Source organism: Cytophagaceae bacterium ABcell3 (assembly GCA_030913385.1).
GTDB lineage: Bacteria > Bacteroidota > Bacteroidia > Cytophagales > Cytophagaceae > ABcell3.
Genome location: CP133159.1, coordinates 4,353,391 through 4,372,703, shown reverse-complemented (window position 1 = coordinate 4,372,703; position 19,313 = coordinate 4,353,391). Strand labels below are relative to the sequence as shown.

At 39.4% G+C, this 19,313-nt stretch carries 17 protein-coding genes; 8 read left to right on the top strand and 9 right to left on the bottom strand.

Annotation, left to right across the window (positions count from 1 at the left end; all coding sequences use genetic code 11):
* Positions 1-157 precede the first annotated feature (157 nt).
* Complete coding sequence (locus RCC89_17780; GenBank protein WMJ74999.1) at positions 158-1,093, bottom strand: hypothetical protein; 936 nt, start codon at positions 1,091-1,093, stop codon at positions 158-160.
* A gap of 95 nt (positions 1,094-1,188) precedes the next feature.
* Here RCC89_17780 and RCC89_17775 point away from each other — a divergent pair, with 95 nt between their 5' ends.
* A complete protein-coding gene (locus tag RCC89_17775) occupies positions 1,189-1,527 on the top strand; it encodes an isoaspartyl peptidase/L-asparaginase (GenBank protein WMJ74998.1) in 339 nt (112 codons plus the stop codon).
* 492 nt (positions 1,528-2,019) lie between these two features.
* Here the strand turns inward: RCC89_17775 and RCC89_17770 are convergent, their stop codons facing one another.
* The 6 genes from RCC89_17770 to RCC89_17745 all read right to left on the bottom strand — a co-directional run bounded on the left by RCC89_17770 (position 2,020) and on the right by RCC89_17745 (position 6,814).
* Complete coding sequence (locus RCC89_17770; protein WMJ74997.1) at positions 2,020-2,427, bottom strand: GNAT family N-acetyltransferase; 408 nt, start codon at positions 2,425-2,427, stop codon at positions 2,020-2,022.
* Positions 2,428-2,467: 40 nt separating this feature from the next.
* The gene (fabF, locus tag RCC89_17765) at positions 2,468-3,706 is read right to left on the bottom strand and encodes a beta-ketoacyl-ACP synthase II (protein ID WMJ74996.1); all 1,239 of its coding nucleotides are present in this window, start codon (positions 3,704-3,706) and stop codon (positions 2,468-2,470) included.
* A 337-nt stretch (positions 3,707-4,043) separates the two neighbouring features.
* The gene (locus RCC89_17760; protein ID WMJ74995.1) at positions 4,044-4,799 is read right to left on the bottom strand and encodes a sulfite exporter TauE/SafE family protein; all 756 of its coding nucleotides are present in this window, start codon (positions 4,797-4,799) and stop codon (positions 4,044-4,046) included.
* Positions 4,800-4,960: 161 nt separating this feature from the next.
* Positions 4,961-5,185 carry a hypothetical protein gene (locus RCC89_17755; protein WMJ74994.1) on the bottom strand — a complete coding sequence of 75 codons (225 nt, stop codon included), beginning with the start codon at positions 5,183-5,185 and terminating at the stop codon, positions 4,961-4,963.
* Between the two features lie 122 nt (positions 5,186-5,307).
* The gene (locus tag RCC89_17750) at positions 5,308-6,249 is read right to left on the bottom strand and encodes a M48 family metallopeptidase (GenBank protein WMJ74993.1); all 942 of its coding nucleotides are present in this window, start codon (positions 6,247-6,249) and stop codon (positions 5,308-5,310) included.
* A 7-nt stretch (positions 6,250-6,256) separates the two neighbouring features.
* On the bottom strand, positions 6,257-6,814 hold the full coding sequence (locus RCC89_17745) for a LemA family protein (protein WMJ74992.1): 558 nt from the start codon (positions 6,812-6,814) through the stop codon (positions 6,257-6,259).
* Between the two features lie 243 nt (positions 6,815-7,057).
* Between RCC89_17745 and RCC89_17740 the strand changes: the two genes are divergently transcribed.
* From RCC89_17740 to RCC89_17715, 6 genes are all read left to right on the top strand, one after another.
* Positions 7,058-7,882, top strand: a complete 825-nt coding sequence (locus RCC89_17740) for a PCMD domain-containing protein (GenBank protein WMJ74991.1) — start codon at positions 7,058-7,060, stop codon at positions 7,880-7,882.
* Positions 7,883-8,045: 163 nt separating this feature from the next.
* On the top strand, positions 8,046-9,002 hold the full coding sequence (locus RCC89_17735; GenBank protein ID WMJ74990.1) for a pirin family protein: 957 nt from the start codon (positions 8,046-8,048) through the stop codon (positions 9,000-9,002).
* Positions 9,003-9,081: 79 nt separating this feature from the next.
* Positions 9,082-9,651, top strand: coding sequence for a chalcone isomerase family protein (locus RCC89_17730; protein ID WMJ74989.1), 570 nt, complete (start codon positions 9,082-9,084; stop codon positions 9,649-9,651).
* Between the two features lie 213 nt (positions 9,652-9,864).
* Entirely contained in the window at positions 9,865-10,461 is a 597-nt protein-coding gene (locus RCC89_17725) for a hypothetical protein (protein WMJ74988.1), read from the top strand.
* 217 nt (positions 10,462-10,678) lie between these two features.
* A complete protein-coding gene (locus tag RCC89_17720; protein WMJ74987.1) occupies positions 10,679-11,785 on the top strand; it encodes an AI-2E family transporter in 1,107 nt (368 codons plus the stop codon).
* 13 nt (positions 11,786-11,798) lie between these two features.
* Positions 11,799-13,100 carry a DEAD/DEAH box helicase gene (locus RCC89_17715; GenBank protein ID WMJ74986.1) on the top strand — a complete coding sequence of 434 codons (1,302 nt, stop codon included), beginning with the start codon at positions 11,799-11,801 and terminating at the stop codon, positions 13,098-13,100.
* Positions 13,101-13,219: 119 nt separating this feature from the next.
* Here the strand turns inward: RCC89_17715 and RCC89_17710 are convergent, their stop codons facing one another.
* Both RCC89_17710 and RCC89_17705 read right to left on the bottom strand, forming a co-directional pair.
* Positions 13,220-16,036 (bottom strand): PAS domain S-box protein, encoded by a 2,817-nt coding sequence (locus RCC89_17710; GenBank protein ID WMJ74985.1) that lies wholly within the window; start codon positions 16,034-16,036, stop codon positions 13,220-13,222.
* A 129-nt stretch (positions 16,037-16,165) separates the two neighbouring features.
* Positions 16,166-18,352: a cation:proton antiporter gene (locus tag RCC89_17705; GenBank protein WMJ74984.1), complete on the bottom strand. Its 2,187-nt coding sequence runs from the start codon at positions 18,350-18,352 to the stop codon at positions 16,166-16,168.
* Between the two features lie 176 nt (positions 18,353-18,528).
* On the opposite strand from RCC89_17705, the gene RCC89_17700 reads away from it, so the two are divergent.
* A complete protein-coding gene (locus RCC89_17700) occupies positions 18,529-19,161 on the top strand; it encodes a DUF305 domain-containing protein (protein WMJ74983.1) in 633 nt (210 codons plus the stop codon).
* The last annotated feature ends 152 nt before the right edge of the window (positions 19,162-19,313 follow it).

Sequence of the window (19,313 nt, the reverse complement as noted above, 5' to 3'; positions counted from 1 at the left end):
GGTTTGGAAGCCGATTCCGGGATGTAGAGTCAATTGTTGGCTAAATGAATTTATGGAAGAAATTAATATTAGTATAATTATTAGGTAAAATCTCATAAATATATATATGGGTATAAGCTCATAATTTAATGAACTATGAGCTTATAGATAAATGTTATTATCCTGATATGCTAAATAATCTTGTGTCCCAGCCAGCAAAATGATTAGTAAAGACAATATTGTAAGAATAATTGTTTAGTCCTCTTACTGATTCATATACTCTTATACGTAAGCTACTGGTTGTTTCTATTCGGCTGTCAGAGACACTTCTTGCTGTTCCGCATCTAGGTTTCCAATTAGCAGAATAGTTAGCTGTCATGGTAATCGGATGGTTAACGTACCATCCAAATACAGACTTTACTCTGCCGTCAGCTCTCCCTATAAGACTAAAATAAATACCTGCTGTTTGATAAACTACTTTGCAGTTCATTCTATACTCTCCATTCCCATAGTCAATAGTTGCTCGGTCATCGTCATTATTTGCTCTAGTTTCTCCGCAGAAGAGCTTTTCTTGTGCTGAACTATTTCTATCTTCGAGCAAGGTAAGTACCTCATCATTTGTGCTAAATTCCAAAATAGCATTATTCCTTTTCTCTTCATAGAGATCCTGTAGGTTTTCTTTTACCTTTTCTTTATGCAAGGCATAAACTTTTTCGTCCGGCATATTGATTTTAAAGACATAGTCTCCAATTTCTATTATACCTTCAGGGGTTAGGAAGTTTGCAAGGTAATCATCTTCAAAAGGTAATGTGTCACAAGTTATTTTTCCTTTTGTTCTATATGAACTTTTATTTTCATAATATTCGTTCATTGAAATAAAGCCTTCAAACTTTCCCTGCCTTGTGTTTTTGGATGAATTAGTGGACAAGTATTCTTCAAAAAAATCTTTATCCTTAAAAGTAAGACGTCCATTAACCACTTTTATTTCATCTTGATTTGTATTTGACAACTCCATTTCATCATCAGGTAACAAATCTTCTGTTTCTTTTTTACATGAGAGGGTTAGAGTTGATAGGATTAAAAAAAAAATCGCTGTTTGTAATTTTTGTCTCATAAGATAATAATAAATGCTTCTATGTTTTCTTTTATGCAAAGAAAAGGTGTTCGTTGTAATTATACAAATTGAAGACAAGGTATAATTGGTCAGGTATGGCCAACAAGCAATATGGTAGGGTAGGAGATTCACCTATTATAGGTGCCGGTACTTATGCCGACAACCGTACCTGTGCCGTTTCCTGCACGGGCCATGGCGAATATTTTATGAGACTTCAGGTTGCCAAAGAAGTTTCCGCGCTCATGGCTTATAAGGGCCTGTCCCTCGCCGAAGCTGCCGACCATGTCATAAACCACCAACTTTCAGAACTTGGCGGAACCGGTGGCTTAATAGCTGTTGACCGCAACGGGAACTTTACCATGCCTTTTAACACGTCCGGTATGTTCCGTGGTTTAATTAAGGATGGAGAAGTGAAGGTGGAGATGTTTGAGTGAGGTCTCTTTAATCCAAATTGGTTATGAACAGCGCCAAAGGTGCGCAATATATATCAATGGGCGGTAGCCTTTTGTTGTAGATGACAGGGACTGCCTAAAGACCTAATGTGGCGAAATATCTCATTTTTCCCCAATCAAGAATCTTCTATTACGCCGCCTTCGGGGCTTGTTTGAGAATGCATTTTTCTTCTCAGGGCCATGTCCCTGAGTTTTTTATTACGCTCCTTTGGAGCTTTTTGCATTAGTATTGAATATCAATCATGGAGTACAAATACAGAAATGTTTTAGCGCCAACGGTGCGCAATATATAACAGTGGGCGGTAGCCCATTGTAGTAGATCATAGGATTGCCTTAAGCCCCAACCGGATCGGAATATCTCATTTTCCACCAATCAAGCATCTTCTATTACGTCACCCACGGGGCTTGGTTGAGAGTGCTTTTTTTCAATCAGCTAGCGGTGGTTGCATTTCTAGACCCGTCAGGGTTTTAGTTTCAATGATCATCCCCCTCATAAACCCACATGGCCTGAGCTTGTCCTGCTGGTTTAAAGCCGCACTTTATGTAAAAATCGGTAGCTTTGGCGTCAGAGACCAGCATTTGCTGATGAAATCCAGCGTATTTTTCCTGTAGTTTTTCAACAATCATTTTGCCTATTCCCTTACACTGATAATTGGGGTGAACAAGCAAATGGGGGTAATATACTACCAGATGTCCGTCTGAAATGGCATTGCCCAAACCTATAAGTTTATCCTCATGCCATGCCGTAACTAATGCATCTGAGTTTAAAAGCGCCTTTACAAGGAGGTCTGGCTTTTCTGCAGAAGACCATTTATTGGCCTTGTAGATTTCCAGGAGCTGGTCGCGGTTTACTTTTTTATTGTCGCTAAAGTGGATTTTCATAAAGGTAAAGCAGGCCGGAGGGTTGATGCTCCGGCTGATGTTAGTGCTTTTTGAAAATAACGATGGCATTATGCCCGCCAAAACCAAAGGCGTTGCTCATGGCAACATTTACTTTATGTTCTACAGCTTTTCCTATAACGATATTTAAGCCTTCCGGAATTTTTTCATCCAGTTCGGAAGTGTTGATAGTAGGCGGAATAATGTTGTTTTTGACGGCTAAAATAGAGGCAATGGCTTCTATAGCACCAGCACCACCTAGGAGGTGACCTGTCATGGACTTGGTGGCACTTATTTTTATCTTGTCCAAGTGTTTGGCAAATACTTTCGCAATGGCGTTGGTTTCGCTAAGGTCGCCAACAGGGGTAGAGGTGGCGTGGCAGTTGATATAGCCCATGTCAGCGGCTGTTAAGTTGGCATCTTGTAGGGCTAGTTCTATGGCACGTGCCGCCCCTTCTCCCTCAGGGTGGGTGGCAGAAATATGGTAGGCATCGGCAGTCATAGCAGCGCCCGCCACTTCGGCAATGATGTTGGCACCTCTTGCTACAGCATGCTCATATTCTTCCAGAACCAGCGCTCCGGCGCCTTCGCCCATAACAAAACCGTCTCTTTGTGCGTCAAAAGGGCGGCATGCTCCTGCTGGATTGTCATTGTTGGTAGACAAGGCTTTCATGGCCGAGAAACCTCCCATAGTGGCTGGGGTAATGCCCGCTTCAGAGCCTCCGGTAACGATCATTTTGGCTTTGCCCCAACGGATGTAATTGAATGCATCCATAATGGCCGTATTTGCCGCAGCACAGGCAGAAACAGCGGTAAAGTTTATACCTGTAAGGCCGTGCTTTATGGCTATGATGCCAGAAGCCATGTTCGGTATGGTTTTAGGTATGAAGTATGGATTGAAGCGTGGTGTACCGTCTCCTTCTACATATTCAGTTACCTGTTCCTCAAAGGTAGCGAAGCCTCCGTTCCCAGTGCCCCATATTACGCCAATGTCATGCTTGTTGGCTATAGATTCTGCCCCGGACATATCTAGTGCTTGTTGAGCTGCTGCCAAGGCATATATAATAAAAGGGTCGTATTTGCGGATTTCTGGCTTTTTTATGTATTCCAGCGGGTCGAAGTTTTTTAGTTCGCAGGCAAATCGTGTTTTAAATTTTGATGCGTCAAAGCGGGTGATTTCTGCTGCTCCGCTTCTTCCGTTTATCAATGAATCCCAATATTCAGAAACATTGTTCCCGATAGGGGTCACGGCACCAAGGCCGGTAATTACTACTTTTTTCATTCCGGATATACCTTTATTTTACCAAGTTTTTTGGGCTTGTGTATGGAATATAGCCCATCAGCTTGGTACAAGTTATTTTTCCCAGGCACAAACCTACATACTTGTAGCGAATTTTCAAGCTAATTTTTTTATACTTCTATTTTTTGTCATTGTTTTTTAGAGTTGGATTGTTCAAGAAAGAAAGTCTTGAGTGATTAAAACAACGCTTGGCAATGGCTGAGCTACGGTGTGACGAATGTTGGCCTTTCTGCTGAACAAAAGTAATTTGTATGCGAACGAAGCGTCTGATTTGAAGTTGTTTTGCCACGCGATAGAAAGTTCTAACGCATATTTCAGGTTATAATAATTGCCTTACAATCATTATAATGCCACTTATGAACATTACGCCAATGAGCCAATATCTAAAGGCTTGGTTGTTCATTTTTCCTAGAAGGTTTTTTGCTAAGATATTTCCAGTAACAGCACCTAAGCCTAAAGCAACCCCCATTATCCATAGCTCACCATAGAGTATGCCGAAAAAAGCATAACTGCCAACTTGGGTAAGTGAGACTAGAAAGGAATTTACCGTTTTGGTAACGACAAGCCGTTCCTTATCTATTCCAGCATTTAAATAAAAAGGATTTAATACAGGGCCTATAGCGCCCACAATGGTACTAAGGATGGCGAAAACCATACCTATTGGGGCAAACCAGTAAAGAGGCATTTTAAAAGATCGTGTTTTTTTGCCAAACCTAAACTGGAAAATGGTGCTGATCAGGAACAGTCCTACAATGATTTGCAGCCAGTCTAAGCGTACAGTTGCAAGAAACCAAGCGCCAATTAAAGTGCCTATAATGGCAGGAGGTACATAATATTTTGTTATTCGCCAGTCAATGAAATTTCGAAAAATGAAAATTCTTGCAGGTTTGCCTATAAAATTTCCAAGGTTTAAAACTGGTGGTGTAATTCTGGCGCCAATGAGGAAGTTTAGTATTGGAACTAACAGCAAGGCGCCTCCGCCCCCTGATATGGTGGATATAATGTAACCGACTGTTCCCGCCAAATAGAGTAACAATAAGTTTACAAAGTCCGCTTCTGAGATTAGTTGGATCAATGATGTTTTAGCTGTTGTTCAATAATTTGCTAAGTGTTGCTTTTTCGGTCTATGGATTAATAAGGGTGAGGGGACTAGTAATGCCAGTAGTGAGCTGGCTGTGGTTTAGACCGTTGCAATGCCTATAAATAGCTTTTTTTGTATTTGTCAGAAGAAAACTGTCAATTGGTGCTATGGTAAGTTTTTTTCTCAAGTGCTATTATTTGCGTCTCAAGAAAATTTAATTGGCGTTCTATTACTTCGAATTGCTTGTTTTTCAATATTTCATTGTTCTTTCTAAGCGTTTCCAGTCTTATATGCAGCTCTTGCAAACGGGCTTTGACTGTTTCTTGTCGGAAGGCAAATTTACTTCCATTGATTTCGGACGTTATAAAAAAGTCTTTCATTTTCAAAGTTGTTGTGATAAAAATATTACCTGATAAAAATAATTTTGTTTGACCTTAATAGTAAAAAAGCAGAACAAGGTGTTCTGCTTTAGGTGGTTAAGTTGTTGTTTTTTTTTGGTTAGTTAAAACTGTTCTAATATCTGGATTCTTTTTTCTATAGGTGGGTGTGTGGCAAAAAGCCCGGTTATAGAAGCCATCAACCCTGATGATTTATCGGGCCGGTTTTCAATGAACATTTCTGCGACATCGGGGCTTTTTACAGATTTTACCTGATAGTTCCCAGATATTTTTCTCAGTGCAGAGGCCAGCGCCCTAGGGTTTTTGGTCATTTCTGCGGCACCACTGTCTGCCATGTATTCCCGGCTTCTGGAAATGGCAAACCTGAACAGAATGGACAATAGGTAAGCTACAATTGCGAGGACTAAAGCAATCAATAAGGCTTTATTGTCTTTGTCTCTTCGCCTATGACCTCCAAATAACATACTTCTAAAGGCAATTTGGGCTATGAAAGAGAAAATGCCCACAAATATGATACTGATTATAAGCAGTCTGACGTCTTTGTTTTTTATGTGCATCAGTTCATGCGCTATGACGCCTTCCAGCTCGCGGTCGTCCAGCTTGTTAATAATGCCTTCTGTAAGCGTAACAGTATAGGTTTTTTCGTTAATACCACTGGCAAAGGCATTGAGCGAATTGTCTCTGATGATGTTGATCTTAGGCATAGGCATTCCTTCGCTGATACATAAGTTTTCTACCAAATTATAGACCCTCATATTTTCTTTCCGTGAAAGGGGTTGTGCGCCTGTAGCCATTTTTATCATAGAACTGTGCATGAGAAAAGCTATGGTAAACCATATGGCTGTCCCTATGAAAACTACAGGTATAGCATCAACAAAGTAGTTGTTGACAGTAGACATGTCAGTATGCCCATTGGGGTCGTACATAGTAAAAAAGAAAAACAGCCAAACAGTGGCAAGTATCAGTAAAGGGAAACCCGCCAGGAGTAGCACCGATTTTTGGTTGTTTTTCCTGATCTGGGTTTGTATTCCTACATATTTAGCCATAGTAATCTTAGAATTTTATTTCAGGCGCTTTGTCCATATTGCCTCTGTCGGGGCCTACATCAAACATTGGTTTGGTATGGAATCCGAACATTCCAGCCAGCATATTAGCCGGAAAACTCTGAAGCGATGTGTTGTACTCTCGGGTGGCTGAGTTAAAGAACCTCCTAGAGGCTGCCAGTTTGTTTTCAATATCAGATATTTCAGCCTGTAGGTGCATGAAATTCTGATTTGCTTTTAGGTCAGGATAGGCTTCTACTTGCACGCGTAGTCCCTGTAGTGCAGAACTTAATTGGGATTCAGCCTCAATACGGCCATCCAAGCTGCCTGCATTCATAGCTTTGCTTCTTGCTTCTGTAATCTTGGTTAAAACACCTTCTTCATGTTTCATATATCCCTTTACACTGCCTAATAGTTGAGGGATAAGGTCATGGCGTTGTTTTAGTTGAACATCGATGTCTGCAAAAGCATTTTCTCTTCTGTTTCTCAGGCTAACCAATCTGTTATAAATACTGATGGTCATAATTACCAGAAGAGCTGTTACTCCTATTATTATCCAAGTAGTCATACGTGGTTTGTTTGGGTTTTAAAAATAATTAGTTAGTTGTATGATTTTTAATTTTAGTTGTCTTATTACAAGGTGTTTTTGCTTAAACAATCCTAGTTATAGGATGTAATAGTATTTATGTTTAAAATTGTTATTGTAATTATTTATTGTTTCATTCTATAACGCCTAAATCTATGAAAAAAACTTTACTTTTTACAGTATGTGCATTTTTTACCCTTTAACTTGTTTGCTCAGACTCAATTAATGAATGGTGATTTTGAGGAGTGGATAGATGAAGATGATTATATGTTAGCTGAGCATTGGGGGGCTATGAATTTTTGTGCGACTTTTGGAGGACAAAGTTCTTGTATGATAGTTTTAGAACGTAGTGATGATGCTCAGTCTGGGAACTATGCAGCTAAAATTATGAATTCGGAAGACGCAGGAGGGGATGTCACGCCTGGATATATGTGGAGCTTTGAAGATATGGAATCTTTTGGCCACCCTTTTGATGGACGACCTATCGCATTGACTGGTTACTATAAGTTTAACCAAGAAGGAAATGATGTTGGGGATTTATCTGTAGGTCTTTTTCATGATTTTGATGAGGATGATATGGATGAAGGTGCAGAAGGTCTAGCTGGGTCTGGATATTTAGAGTTTACATCTTCAGTGAGCGGTTGGACTCATTTTGTTATTCCTATCAATTACACAAATGAAGGGGAAATTGAAAGAGTCGTGGTTACGGCTAGCAGCAGTCAAGACGATGATAATGCTACGGCTGGAACTTATCTTATGCTTGATAACCTGCATTTTGCATATACAGAGGATGAGCTTGAAGAACCAACTTCTGTTTTGACCTCTCTTGAACTTTCTACACAGGTTTATCCTGTTCCTGCCAGTACACATGTAATTGTCGAGTGCCCTGTAGACATTCTTGGTACACGTGTATTGAATATGCATGGAGCTGTAGTGCCTGCTTCTTTTTCGGGAAATCAATTGAATATCGGCAACCTTAGTGGAGGGGTGTATATGGTAGAATTGGAAACTGCTGAAGGAGTGTTTAGGAAAAAAATCATTAAGCAGTAAAATCGGGTCTCTGACTTTAAAGCTTAATTAATAGGTATAAAACCAGTTTATAAATAGTTTTGGCCGTCACTATGTCAAGTGGCGGCTTTTTTCGTTTTTTGCAGGAAAACTCAATTGACTGTTTACTTGTTGGGTTCATGTCTATATTGTTCTTCAAAAAATTATGAAAGTAAAAAAAGGGTTAACGGTGTCCAGTTTTTTAATTATAAGTTTTCTCTTAATGGGCTATGTGGTTGAAAATCCATATAAGGCTCAGGATGGAAAGAAGCGTACTGTCAGCAAAGTAGTTAAAGCATCTAGTTCAAAAATTGGCTTTATCACCATGAAACAGCCTTTGCCTACACGTGGGATAGACCAAATAGATCCATTTCTGCTACTTCATCACCATGGCCCACATGAGGTTCAGCCTAACAATCCCGGACTTCCTTTTGGACCTCATCCTCATAGAGGGTTTGAAACGGTAACTTTTATTTTTAAAGGAGATGTCAAACACAAAGACAGCAACGGGTTTGAAAGTGTGATTAAAAGTGGGGGTGTGCAGTGGATGACAGCCGGTAAGGGGATTGTTCACTCAGAGCGATCGTCGGAAGCGTTTAAAAGAGACGGAGGCCCGCTTGAGTTGATTCAGGTTTGGGTGAATCTGCCTGCTAAAATGAAAATGTCTGAACCAAGTTATCAAGGGTTGCAGAAAAAAGATATTCCCTCTATAGTCAGTAAAGACGGAAAAACTACTATAAATCTTGTTTCTGGTTCTTGGGGTGATAAAACGGTGCCTCAGCGTGGGCTACACCCTATAGACTTTGTGTCAGTAGAAATGAAAGAAGGAGGTGTGCTTAAACGTGAGGTGGACAGGGAAAAAAATATTCTTTTTTATATACAGGAAGGAAGTCTGGAAGTAAACGGTACAAAAGCTAGTGCCCATCAGATGGTTGTTTTTGAAAATGATGGTGAGCTTCTGGAGGTTGCTGCTACTTCTGATTGTCGCTTTATCCTAGGTGCTTCTAAACCTATAGGTGAACCTGTAGCTTCGCAAGGGCCTTTTGTAATGAATAGTGAAGAAGAGTTAAAGCAAGCCATTGTGGATTACCATGAAGGGAAAATGGGCGTTTTAGAAGAGTAGGGGCATTAAGGAAAAAAGATGCTTTATGGAACATAAAAGTTAAAATTAGCATTGATAGGAGCATATTAATATTAAAAATATGCACCTCTTAAGACTTTCTTTAATGTTGTTTGTCGCAATATTGGCCTGTTTGCCTTCCCAAGCACAATCTGATAAGGGCGAAATGCCACGTTCTGTTATGGCTGATGAAACTAAGCTAGTCTTAAATGGTGAGGGCACGAGAAAGAAATTTTGGATTAACCTTTTTGATGGGGGACTGTACCTGAAGGAAAAGTGCAATGATGGCATGCGGGTTACATTGGCGAACGAGCCTATGGCTATTAAGCTAAAGGTTACCTCTGAATTGGTTACCGGAAAAAGGTTAGAAGAAAATATCCGCTCAGAGTTTGCCCGGGTTACGAATAATCAGATTGAACCGCTAAAGGCTCGAATCAATGCATTGTTGGAAGTTTTTAAGGAAGATATTGTTATAGGAGATATTTTTGACTTGGTTTATATTCCTGAGAAAGGCTTAGAGGTATATAAAAACAACTCCTTGCGGACTAGTATTAGAGGACTGGATTTTAAGCAAACTGTTTTTGAGACCTGGTTTGGTAATGATCCTGCAGACGCTAAATTTAAGAAAGGGATGCTGGGCAGCACCTCTTAATTCAGCCAGAGAAATCCTTGGGGTAAATGTTAAAGTTTTGGTAATTAGTATGATTTTAAGAAGTTACCGTTGTTGTTAGTGAAAAATTTCCATCTTATTTTGTAAATTTGTCTTGCAAAGGCATTATTTGCCATAAAAAGAACGTTACTTTCTTTATAAAAAGGAGCTTTTACATTAAATTTCCAGCTTTTAAAAAAATCGGAATAGAATAGGATGAAAAGAATAGTTTTAAATTTGCTTTTGGTGTTTCTTGTTACAGGAACCGCTTTTGCTCAGGACGCACCTGCTACCCTTCATCAGAAATGGGAAAATATCATAGACAAGTCTAATTCCTACCAGCATTATAAGGTAGTGCAGAAAACAGATCTCAATGATTTTTGGAGGAACGTTCAGGATACGCTTACCCAAATGAAAATGCAGCTTGCAAATGAGCAAAATCAGATTGTACAGCAGCAGGATCAGATCACGCAGCTTCAAAATGAAGTTAAAGATATTACAGCCAATTTGGAAGCCGAAAAAGCTGAAAAAGAAGAAATCCTTTTTCTCGGAAATTCAATAAATAAGTACACCTATGCCAACACACTTTGGATTATCGTAGGGTTGATTTTTCTTGGATGTGCTGTTTTGTTCTTCCTGTTTAAAAATAGTAATCGGGTTACTAAGCAAAAGATTGCAGATTATGACCACCTTTTCAATCGCTTCGAGGACTATAAAAAGAATACAATAGAGAAGGAAAGAAAGTTGAAAAGGGAGTTGCAGACGCACATCAACCTTATCGAAGAATTGAAAAATAGAAAGAGTAAAGTATAGGTATATCTTATTGAAATTTAAATTATTATATCCCTGTACTGCCTGGTGCAGGGATTTTTTTTGATCTTTTCAGTGCAATACAGATGGTTGGTATTGCATATTTCAGGCTTCAGGTAAATAGAAATCCCTAAAATATTAAGCCAAAGCTTTTTTATAAAAATTTAGAGTTGAACAGTCATAGACCCTATTCGTTTATCTATTATAGGAATTTTTGGTAATGGATAAAATATCACTTCAAAGGGTCAACGGAGTAATTTTCTTTCTTTTTGCGACTATTGCCGCTTTATACATTGGGTCTGCGTTTTTTATACCCTTGGTGGCGGGTATTTTTATTGCCACTTTGGTAGGGCCGCTTTGTCAAGCGCTTGAGAGTAAGGGAGTGGGTAGGCTGTTGTCTTCTTTACTGGTAACTCTATTTGTCTTTTTTGCTACCTTAGGAATTGGTATTTTATTAGTTGTTCAATTGCGGCAACTGATAGATGATTTGCCTCAATTAGAGCGAGAGTTGGAAAGCTTTCTCCGTAGGGTACAAGCATATGTTTTTTCTCAAACAGGCTTTTCGCCTGAACAGCAAAGGCAATTTATCCTGAATAGGTCAGATCAAATTTTGGCTCAATTGGAGAGTGTGATCCAAAAGGTTTTAGGGAATATCTTTACCACTACCCTTCACTTCCTACTGCTGATGGTTTATTTGTTCCTGTTTCTTTTAAAAAGGCACAAGTATGAGACCTTTCTCCTTATGTACCTGCCACAATCTAAAAAAGAGAAAGGTAAAGAGGTTATAGCCAAAACGACCCATGTAGCCCATCAGTATTTATGGGGGCGCATTCAAGTGATGACTTTGTTAGCTATAATGTACTTGATCACTTTTTGGATTTTTGATTTACGCCACATGGGTTTATTGACACTTTTTGGGGCTTTGGTTACTGTTATTCCTTTTGTTGGGCCTTTTGTAAGTGGTATTGTTCCTGTTGCTATGTTCATAATTGCAGGAGAAAGTATCAGCATTGTTTTGCTTTTCGCTTTCGTTGTACTTATCGTACAATTGATTGAAAGCTATATTTTTGAACCAATTATTATGGGTGCAGAGGTTCATTTGGCGCCTATTACCATTATTATTGCTATTATTTTAGGGAATATGATATGGGGGATTCCGGGAATGATCTTATTTGTGCCTATCTTTGCCATTGTAAAAATTGTTTCAGATCAACTGGAAGCTTTAAAACCCGTAGGCTGGCTTATTGGAAAACCCGAAAAGGGGCCAGGGGGAAGTATACGGAAAATGATCTTGGTCTTTGTTCAAAACGTCAAAAGGAGGAAATGACCTCTGCACATTAATGGTAGAAAAAATTCTAGATAACCTAAATATTACTGCTCTCAATAAAATGCAGGAGGCTTTTCTTGCCTCGGAAAACTTTAATAAAGATGTTATTTTACTATCTCCTACGGGAACTGGTAAGACCTTGGCGTTTTTGTTGCATGTAGTGCAGCGGCTTAAGCAAGGCAGTGGAGTGCAGGCCCTAATTATTAGTCCTTCCAGAGAATTGTCCTTGCAGATCGAACAGGTATTTCGCAATATGGGGACTGGGTTTAAGGTAGCCTGCTTTTATGGTGGGCACCCTATGAAATTAGAAAAGCAAAGTCTTATAGAACCGCCTGCGCTTCTGATTGGCACCCCTGGTAGATTGGCTGACCATTTAAGAAAAGGTAGTTTTGATCCTGTAAACATAAAGTCCTTGGTTTTAGACGAGTTTGATAAGTCTTTAGAGTTAGGGTTTGAAGATGATATGTCATTTATCATTGGTGAGCTTTCGGGGCTGAAAAAGCGTATACTTACTTCGGCTACAAAAATGGAGCAGGTACCGGCTTTTGTTAAAGCTGATCAACCAGTGACCATTGACTTTCTTTCAACTTCTACTCCTGACAAACTTACTATCAAGGTGGCAAAGTGCGACTCCAAATACAAGCCTGACAGTCTTTTTAACCTGGTGTGCGGTTTTCAGGGAGAGCAGTCCATCGTATTTTGTAACCACAGGGAGGCTGTGGAAAGGCTTTGTGCTTTAATAGCAGATCAGGGCGTGGGCGTAGAAATGTACCATGGTGGCATGGGGCAGGAGGAAAGGGAAAAAGCTTTAATTAAATACCGAAATAAAAGTGCGCAGGTGCTGGTATGTACAGATTTAGGTGCCAGGGGGCTTGATATACCTTCTGTAAAACATGTGGTGCATTATCAATTTCCTGTAGATGATACTGTCTGGACGCACCGAAATGGGCGGACTGCTAGGATGGGGGCTTCTGGTAGCGTTTGGTTGCTAATGACGCAGGACGAATATCTGCCTGCCTATCTAAAAGGTTTGCCAACGGAGGAAGAGGAAGTTTCTGAATGTGCGAGCCCGGTTTTGTCTGAATGGGAAACGGTTTATTTTGGTGCAGGGAGGAAGGATAAGGTCAATAAGATCGATATTGTCGGTGCTTTATATAAAAAAGGCCAGTTGTCCAAAGATGATTTGGGGTTGATCGAGGTAAAAGACAAAGCTTCATATGCCGCTGTCCGCAAAAGCAAATTAAAGAACTTACTCAAGCTCTTGGCGGGAGAAAAAATTAAAAACAGGAAGGTTAAATTCGGGATCCTTCGTTAAACCTAGGTTATGCATTAGAACTTTTTATTGTGTGGCAAAACAACAATGCGAGCGAAGTGGTTGGTTTAAAGTTGTTTTGCTGCTTAATCGAAAGTTTATTGCATATCTCAGGTTGAAAATTATTGTATTGAATGGGGGAGCTGCTTTTGCTTAAAATACAGTTTAAAGGTGGTGCCCTCGCCAACTTTGCTTTCTACTTCTATTTTTCCGCCCGCATTGTCTATCATTCGCCTTACGATGTATAGTCCTACACCACTGCCGTCTACGTGGTCATGCAACCTTCGGAACATCTCAAATATTCGGCTGATGTGTTCTTGTTTAATGCCCAAGCCATTGTCTTGAATTTTTAGTAAAATAAACCCGTTTGATGTACAGGTGGATATGTTGACCACAGGCGGTCTGTTCGGGTGGCTGTACTTAATTGCGTTATTTATTAGGTTGTAAAGTATGCTCCTAAAGTTTTTTTTCGTAAAGGTTATATTAGGAGCAGCGTCTACGTCTAAGGTGATTAAGGCACCTTTTTGTTTTATTTCTTGCTGAATTGTTTCTTCTATATTCTTTACCTCTTCTTGTACATTATTGATTACTTCGTTTTCTCCAAAGCTTTTTTGGGCTTTACTGATATCGGTCAGGTCTTGTATAGTGCCCCGGAACTTATTGATAGATGAAAATATAAAGGTTATAATTTCCTTGTATTCTTCATCAAAGTGCTCTTTCTCTTGTAAAAGTTCTTTTAGAGTGGATATTAGCCCTTCAATATTGGAGATAGGTGCCCTTAGGTCATGCGAAGCAGTATAAATAAAGTTATCTAGGTCATTGTTTATTTTTGTAAGCTCTTCGTTTTTAGTTAAAATGGTTTCTTTAAATTGCTTTTCTTCAGTTATATCCCTTACCTCGATGATTGTGGCTACAGGTTTGTCATTTTCAAAAATAGGGCTTGCAGCACAGGATACCGGAAAACTTGTGCCATCTTTTCTAAAGAAGACATCTTCATGGGCCCTGATTCTAGAGTTATCTGGAAGTGCTCGGTCTATAGGGCACTCTTCCATCGGATAAGGGGAGCCATCAGGACGGTGGTGGTGAATCATATAGTGCAGTGGCTTAGCACTTATTTCTTCAAAAGAGAACCCAAACATTTTCTCACCTGCCGGATTCATAAATCGGCAGAAACCTTTACTGTCCATTAAAAAAAGGCAAGAGGTTGCATTGTCCGTGATGGTTTTGTTTAGCTTGCTTTGATAGGCTAGAGCCTCACGGTTTTTCTTTTCTGAAGTTATATCCTGTTGTACACAAACAAATAATTTTCTCTCGCCAAGCTGAAGTGTAGAAATATTGCAATAAGTGGTAAAAGGTGTGCCATCTTTTTTAAGGTTTTCCCATTCCCCTTTCCAAACATCGTTATTTTTTAAATATTCTATGATGCTGTTTACTTTGCTTGAATTTTCTTCTTGCGGTAAATTGTTCTGTATGGTAACATGTTTTCCAATAAGTTCTCCTTCTTCATATCCAAACATCTCGTCTTCAGCCTTGTTGGTATAAAGTATATAGCCGTCAAGATCTACAAGGCTTACACCTTCAGCCATATTGTTAAGCACATGCGCTTGGAGCTTCAATGATTCTTCTGTTGACTTTTGGTCATGAATATCCGTTAGTGTGCCAAACCATTTTATAGCTTTGCCATGTTCGTTTTTCATAGGCAAAGCTCTTGCAATATGCCAACGGTACATTTGATCCGAGTCCCTTCTAAACCTATACACAGCCTCATACATTGTACCTTCTTCCCTTGCTTTTACCCATTCTGAAATAGCTTTTTGCAAATCTTCTGGATGAATGGGTGAGTCTCCTAACCTCGTATTAGAATTACCAAGCGTTAGCCCTGTATATTTTCTCCACTTCTCATTTACATATTCTAAGTTTCCTTCACTGTCTCTGATCCATACAATTTGAGGAACCGAGTCAGCTAATAATTTAAACCTGTTTTGACTTTCTTCTAAGGCTCTAGTTCGCTCCTTGACACGTAAATCTAGTTCTGCATTTGTTTTTTGAAGCTCTTGGTGTATCTCATCCAATTGCAGGTTTCTTTGATGGAGTGCCTGGTTGGTTTCCTGTAGCTGTAAATCTTTCTTTTTGCGTTCTGTGATATCTCTTATCCCAATAACTCTTACGCTTTCTCCTTTATACTGCATTTGCCTACCAATAATTTCAACAGGGAATACTGTGCCGTCTTTTCGCTTCCCCAGGGTTTCATAAGACGTTTCAGAAAGTGTTTTTACTTTCTCCAAAATTTTCGGATATTCTTCCTCCGTGGTAAACACTTTTATATGGCTGCCTATAAGCTCGTCTTTGCTGTAACCATACATTTCTGCTGCTACATGGTTAGCTTCTAGTATTTTAAAATTACTGTGTATGACAATTCCTTCAAAAGAAGCTTCTGCCAGACTTCTGAAATTTTCCTCACTTTGTGCTAGTATGGCGGTATTTATTTCTGTATAAGCTTGAAAAGCCAGATACTCTTTATATGTGTAATAGTCTTCAATTTCTTTTACCAGCACAATAATTTCTTCGGGGTCTGAAGTATATCTGGGGAGGAAATGAAAAAATGTATGCTTCTTAACATTGTAGGTTAAAACAGTGTCATCTACTACTACTCCTTCTTTAGGAATGTTTTCAAGCTGGTCGGTCTTAAGCTTTTCTATTATTTTTAACGCCCCCTCTACAGCTTTGTCTTCGGCTAGCTCTGTAAGTATATCTGCTGCGCGTTCTTTTAGAAATTGAAACCTTTCTTCTTCTGATAAATGACTAAAAAGGTTCAATAGGGGAAGCGCTACCTCTTTAGCCCTTTTTAAATCTTCTTTTACTACCTCGTCTAAATGATTGTCAAGTAGAAATCGTGCGTAGGATTGAAGCTTATATAGTTTTAAAAGTTTTTTGTTCATTTTCTGTTAATACAAAAAGCTATTATTCAAACCTGTATTTAAGGTTATTGTTTGGCGGAAAAGCTTTCAGCGATTAAAGCATTTTTTTTAATCTAATGCGCATAATGAAATTAGCCAAAATGAAGGTCGTTATTTTTTTCTAAATAATCCAGCCAACGTTTTTCCTAAATCATCAAGCTTACCAAGGTTTTCTCTTAGCGGTTGTAATACAGAAGGGTTTTTGTAGTCTATGTTATTGTTTACACCCAGTTGCATAGGGTACACCAATATAAAATTGTTTTCTTGAAAATATTTGTTTAGGTAAGAAGGTATTTTAGCCATTTTGTTGTGCCAAGAAGCAAGACCTTTTCTGCTAAGTATAATGAGCAAGTTGTCATTAGGTTTTACTTCGCGAGAAATGATAAGAAAGTCGTTCCAGTCTGAAAATTCCTTGAACTCGGCTTCTACTGGATGTTTGGCATGAATATCTTTTAGGTATGTAATAGTTGTTGACGAAGCGTAAAAGACCAATTTTGCGCCAGTGTTTCTTCCAATATTCCATACCCTGATCAACCAAAAAGGAAAACCTATTTCATTTTCAGCTTTTTCTGGCACTATGATCACATGTTTCTTGATCGTGGATAGTGGTTGAACCGATTTGTAAATCATAGTGGTGATGTTGCACCTGGAGAGGATGCCTTCTGTAAGCTGCCCTAAGAATGAATCGGTAATGCCTTTTTGTTTGTGCAGCCCTATGATCATGTCACTGATCTTATGTTCCCGGACTACGCTGTTTATGCCATTGGCAATGTTAATGTCGTAACGTAGTAATTGATGAAGGAAGTTGTCAGTTGCCGATGCTTTGACGGCGGCTTTGTCTAGGAGCTTTCTGGCATTTCTTTCAGCAGCGCCGTCTGTGCTGTTGTTGTTAATGATGTTTAGGGCGTATAAGCCTTCTTTGTTATGTTTAGATTTTACCGTTATACTGAGGTTGATCAATTCGTTGACACTTTCAGGATAGTTAATGGGTATTAAAATTCTCTCGGACTCATCCACTTCTTCTTCCTCTTTGCCAGAAGCTTCTTGCAATGCTATGTTTTGAGCTCCTTTTTGCGCTACGAATGATGCAATCGTGCAAGTAATTAGAATCATGAGTATGGTGCCATTCAGTACACTTTCATTCAAAAGCCGTATGGGGTCACCATCAGGAGTCTCGCCTATGATGATATTATATGCCACCAAAATGGCTGCCAATGTAGCTGCGGCCTGTGCATTGCTTAGTCCAAATATAAGACGACGTTGGTCTTTGGTGAATTTGAAAGATTTTTGTGTTAGCCAAGCAGCCAAAAATTTTGCAACAGTGGCAGTGGTTGTCATGGCTATGGCAACAATGATGGTGTCCAAGTCACGCACAAATGCTCTAATGTCTATAAGCATGCCCACGCCTATCAGGAAAAATGGTATAAATAAGGCGTTGCCGACAAACTCAATTCTGTTCATTAAGGCAGAGGTATGGGGGATAAGGCGGTTAAGTGCTAGCCCTGCAAGAAAAGCTCCAATAATGCCTTCCATGCCTGCTGCTTCAGCCAAGAAAGCTGCCAAAAAGACCATGCCTAGGACAAATATGTATTGGCTAATATTGTCATCAAATCTTTTGAAGAACCACCTTCCTAAAACAGGAAATCCCAGCAGTACCAAGATACCAAAAATCAGCACTGACATACTCAACCTTAACCAAAATTCGTGCGATAGCTCTCCTGTAGTCATGCTGACAATGACTGCTAGTACCAACAAAGCCAAGGTGTCTGTGATCATCGTGCCCCCGACAGTAATGTTTACTGCCTTGTTTTTGGATACACCCATTTTACTAATGATGGGATAAGAAATTAAAGTGTGCGAGGCAAACATACTGGCAAGGAGTACGGAGCTGGTCAGGGGGAAATCTAAAATATAAACCCCTACGGCAGTTCCTAGGATCATTGGTATTAAAAAGGTGTAGAGACCAAAAATGATACTTTTGTCGCTATTTTTCTTAAAGTCTGCAAGGTCTATTTCTAAGCCTGCTAAAAACATAATGTATAAAAGACCTACCGTGCCAAAAAGAATAATGCTACTGTCGCGTAGCATGAGGTTTAAGCCGTTAGGGCCTATTATTGCTCCCGCAATGATCAAGCCTATCAAGTGCGGTATCTTTATCTTATTTAGCAGGATAGGTGCAAAAAGAATGATAAAGAGTATTAATGAAAATATTAATATTGGGTTCTTTAAAGGAAAAGTTACCTCAAGCCCGGTTAGGAATATCAATGAAAAAAAATTAAAGTTTATTATACTTTCCATTCAAAGTAGCAAATGCTTCCATACAAAGTTATGAATTTTTTTATGTTTAAATAGTCAACTAGAATCTACAGCAGTACATGTATCAAGCCAAGGGGTAAAGATAGTTTTAAACTCTTTACATTTAACATTTCCTTTTGCACAAGGTTTTAGATTAAGGTAAAAAACAATAGACGGATATGAAAGTGAAGGTTTTGATGATGTTTGTAGGAGCATTGTTTCTACTAGGTTCATGTGGTGAACGCCCGGCAACCAGCGAAAGGAGAGGGCCTGCGCCTGAGGTGACTGACGCTAATTTGCTCAATGTAGTTGAGGAGGCATTGGCTGATATGAGAGATGTGGAACTGACCGGAGATCCGGATTATGATTTTGCAAGTCTGATGCAACGACATAAAGAGGCGGGTATACAAATTGCAGATGAACAAATAGCTAGGGGGGATGATGTGTTGCTTATTGAACTCGCCGAACGAGTGGTTCGGAATAGTGAGAGGGACTTACTAAGGTTTGAAGAGTTTACTGATGAGTTTACTCCTGAGGATGATAGAAGGACTTTTCGTGATGCAGTGAGCCGGTATTTGGAAGTGGCCGAAGATGAAGTGGGTGAAGTGGAAATAACTGGAGATGATATCGACAGCGAGTTTGCTCAAGCCATTGCCCTTCATCACGATCAGGGAGTAAGGCTGGCCAGGATCTATGAAACTTATGGACGCTCTGCTGAGCTTGTTGAGCTTGCAAGAAATATAATTGCTACCCAAGAAGCAGAATTGCACGCCTTAGATGCGTACATCAACGGTGAAGATGAGGATATTTAGTTACCTTAGGATTTTTTCTAGATAGGAAAGATGTTGAAGTTATTTTGCCACGCAATAGAAAGTTCAAATGCATATTTCAGGTTAAAACAAAAGCGTCTGCCGACTATCCAAGGCAGACGCTCCCTTGGTACCGGAAATTTATTTTTCCGTCA

Excerpts from the sequence above, each read along its gene's own strand:
- RCC89_17755 (WMJ74994.1), bottom strand. The coding sequence starts at position 5,185 with ATGAAAGACTTTTTTATAACGTCCGAAATCAATGGAAGTAAATTTGCC.
- RCC89_17735 (WMJ74990.1), top strand. The coding sequence starts at position 8,046 with ATGAAAGTAAAAAAAGGGTTAACGGTGTCCAGTTTTTTAATTATAAGT.
- RCC89_17725 (WMJ74988.1), top strand. The coding sequence starts at position 9,865 with ATGAAAAGAATAGTTTTAAATTTGCTTTTGGTGTTTCTTGTTACAGGA.
- RCC89_17745 (WMJ74992.1), bottom strand. The coding sequence starts at position 6,814 with ATGACTACTTGGATAATAATAGGAGTAACAGCTCTTCTGGTAATTATG.
- RCC89_17775 (WMJ74998.1), top strand. The coding sequence starts at position 1,189 with ATGGCCAACAAGCAATATGGTAGGGTAGGAGATTCACCTATTATAGGT.
- RCC89_17720 (WMJ74987.1), top strand. The coding sequence starts at position 10,679 with ATGGATAAAATATCACTTCAAAGGGTCAACGGAGTAATTTTCTTTCTT.
- fabF (WMJ74996.1), bottom strand. The coding sequence starts at position 3,706 with ATGAAAAAAGTAGTAATTACCGGCCTTGGTGCCGTGACCCCTATCGGG.
- RCC89_17780 (WMJ74999.1), bottom strand. The coding sequence starts at position 1,093 with ATGAGACAAAAATTACAAACAGCGATTTTTTTTTTAATCCTATCAACT.
- RCC89_17750 (WMJ74993.1), bottom strand. The coding sequence starts at position 6,249 with ATGGCTAAATATGTAGGAATACAAACCCAGATCAGGAAAAACAACCAA.
- RCC89_17715 (WMJ74986.1), top strand. The coding sequence starts at position 11,799 with ATGGTAGAAAAAATTCTAGATAACCTAAATATTACTGCTCTCAATAAA.
- RCC89_17705 (WMJ74984.1), bottom strand. The coding sequence starts at position 18,352 with ATGGAAAGTATAATAAACTTTAATTTTTTTTCATTGATATTCCTAACC.
- RCC89_17770 (WMJ74997.1), bottom strand. The coding sequence starts at position 2,427 with ATGAAAATCCACTTTAGCGACAATAAAAAAGTAAACCGCGACCAGCTC.
- RCC89_17740 (WMJ74991.1), top strand. The coding sequence starts at position 7,058 with ATGAATGGTGATTTTGAGGAGTGGATAGATGAAGATGATTATATGTTA.
- RCC89_17710 (WMJ74985.1), bottom strand. The coding sequence starts at position 16,036 with ATGAACAAAAAACTTTTAAAACTATATAAGCTTCAATCCTACGCACGA.
- RCC89_17730 (WMJ74989.1), top strand. The coding sequence starts at position 9,082 with ATGCACCTCTTAAGACTTTCTTTAATGTTGTTTGTCGCAATATTGGCC.
- RCC89_17700 (WMJ74983.1), top strand. The coding sequence starts at position 18,529 with ATGAAAGTGAAGGTTTTGATGATGTTTGTAGGAGCATTGTTTCTACTA.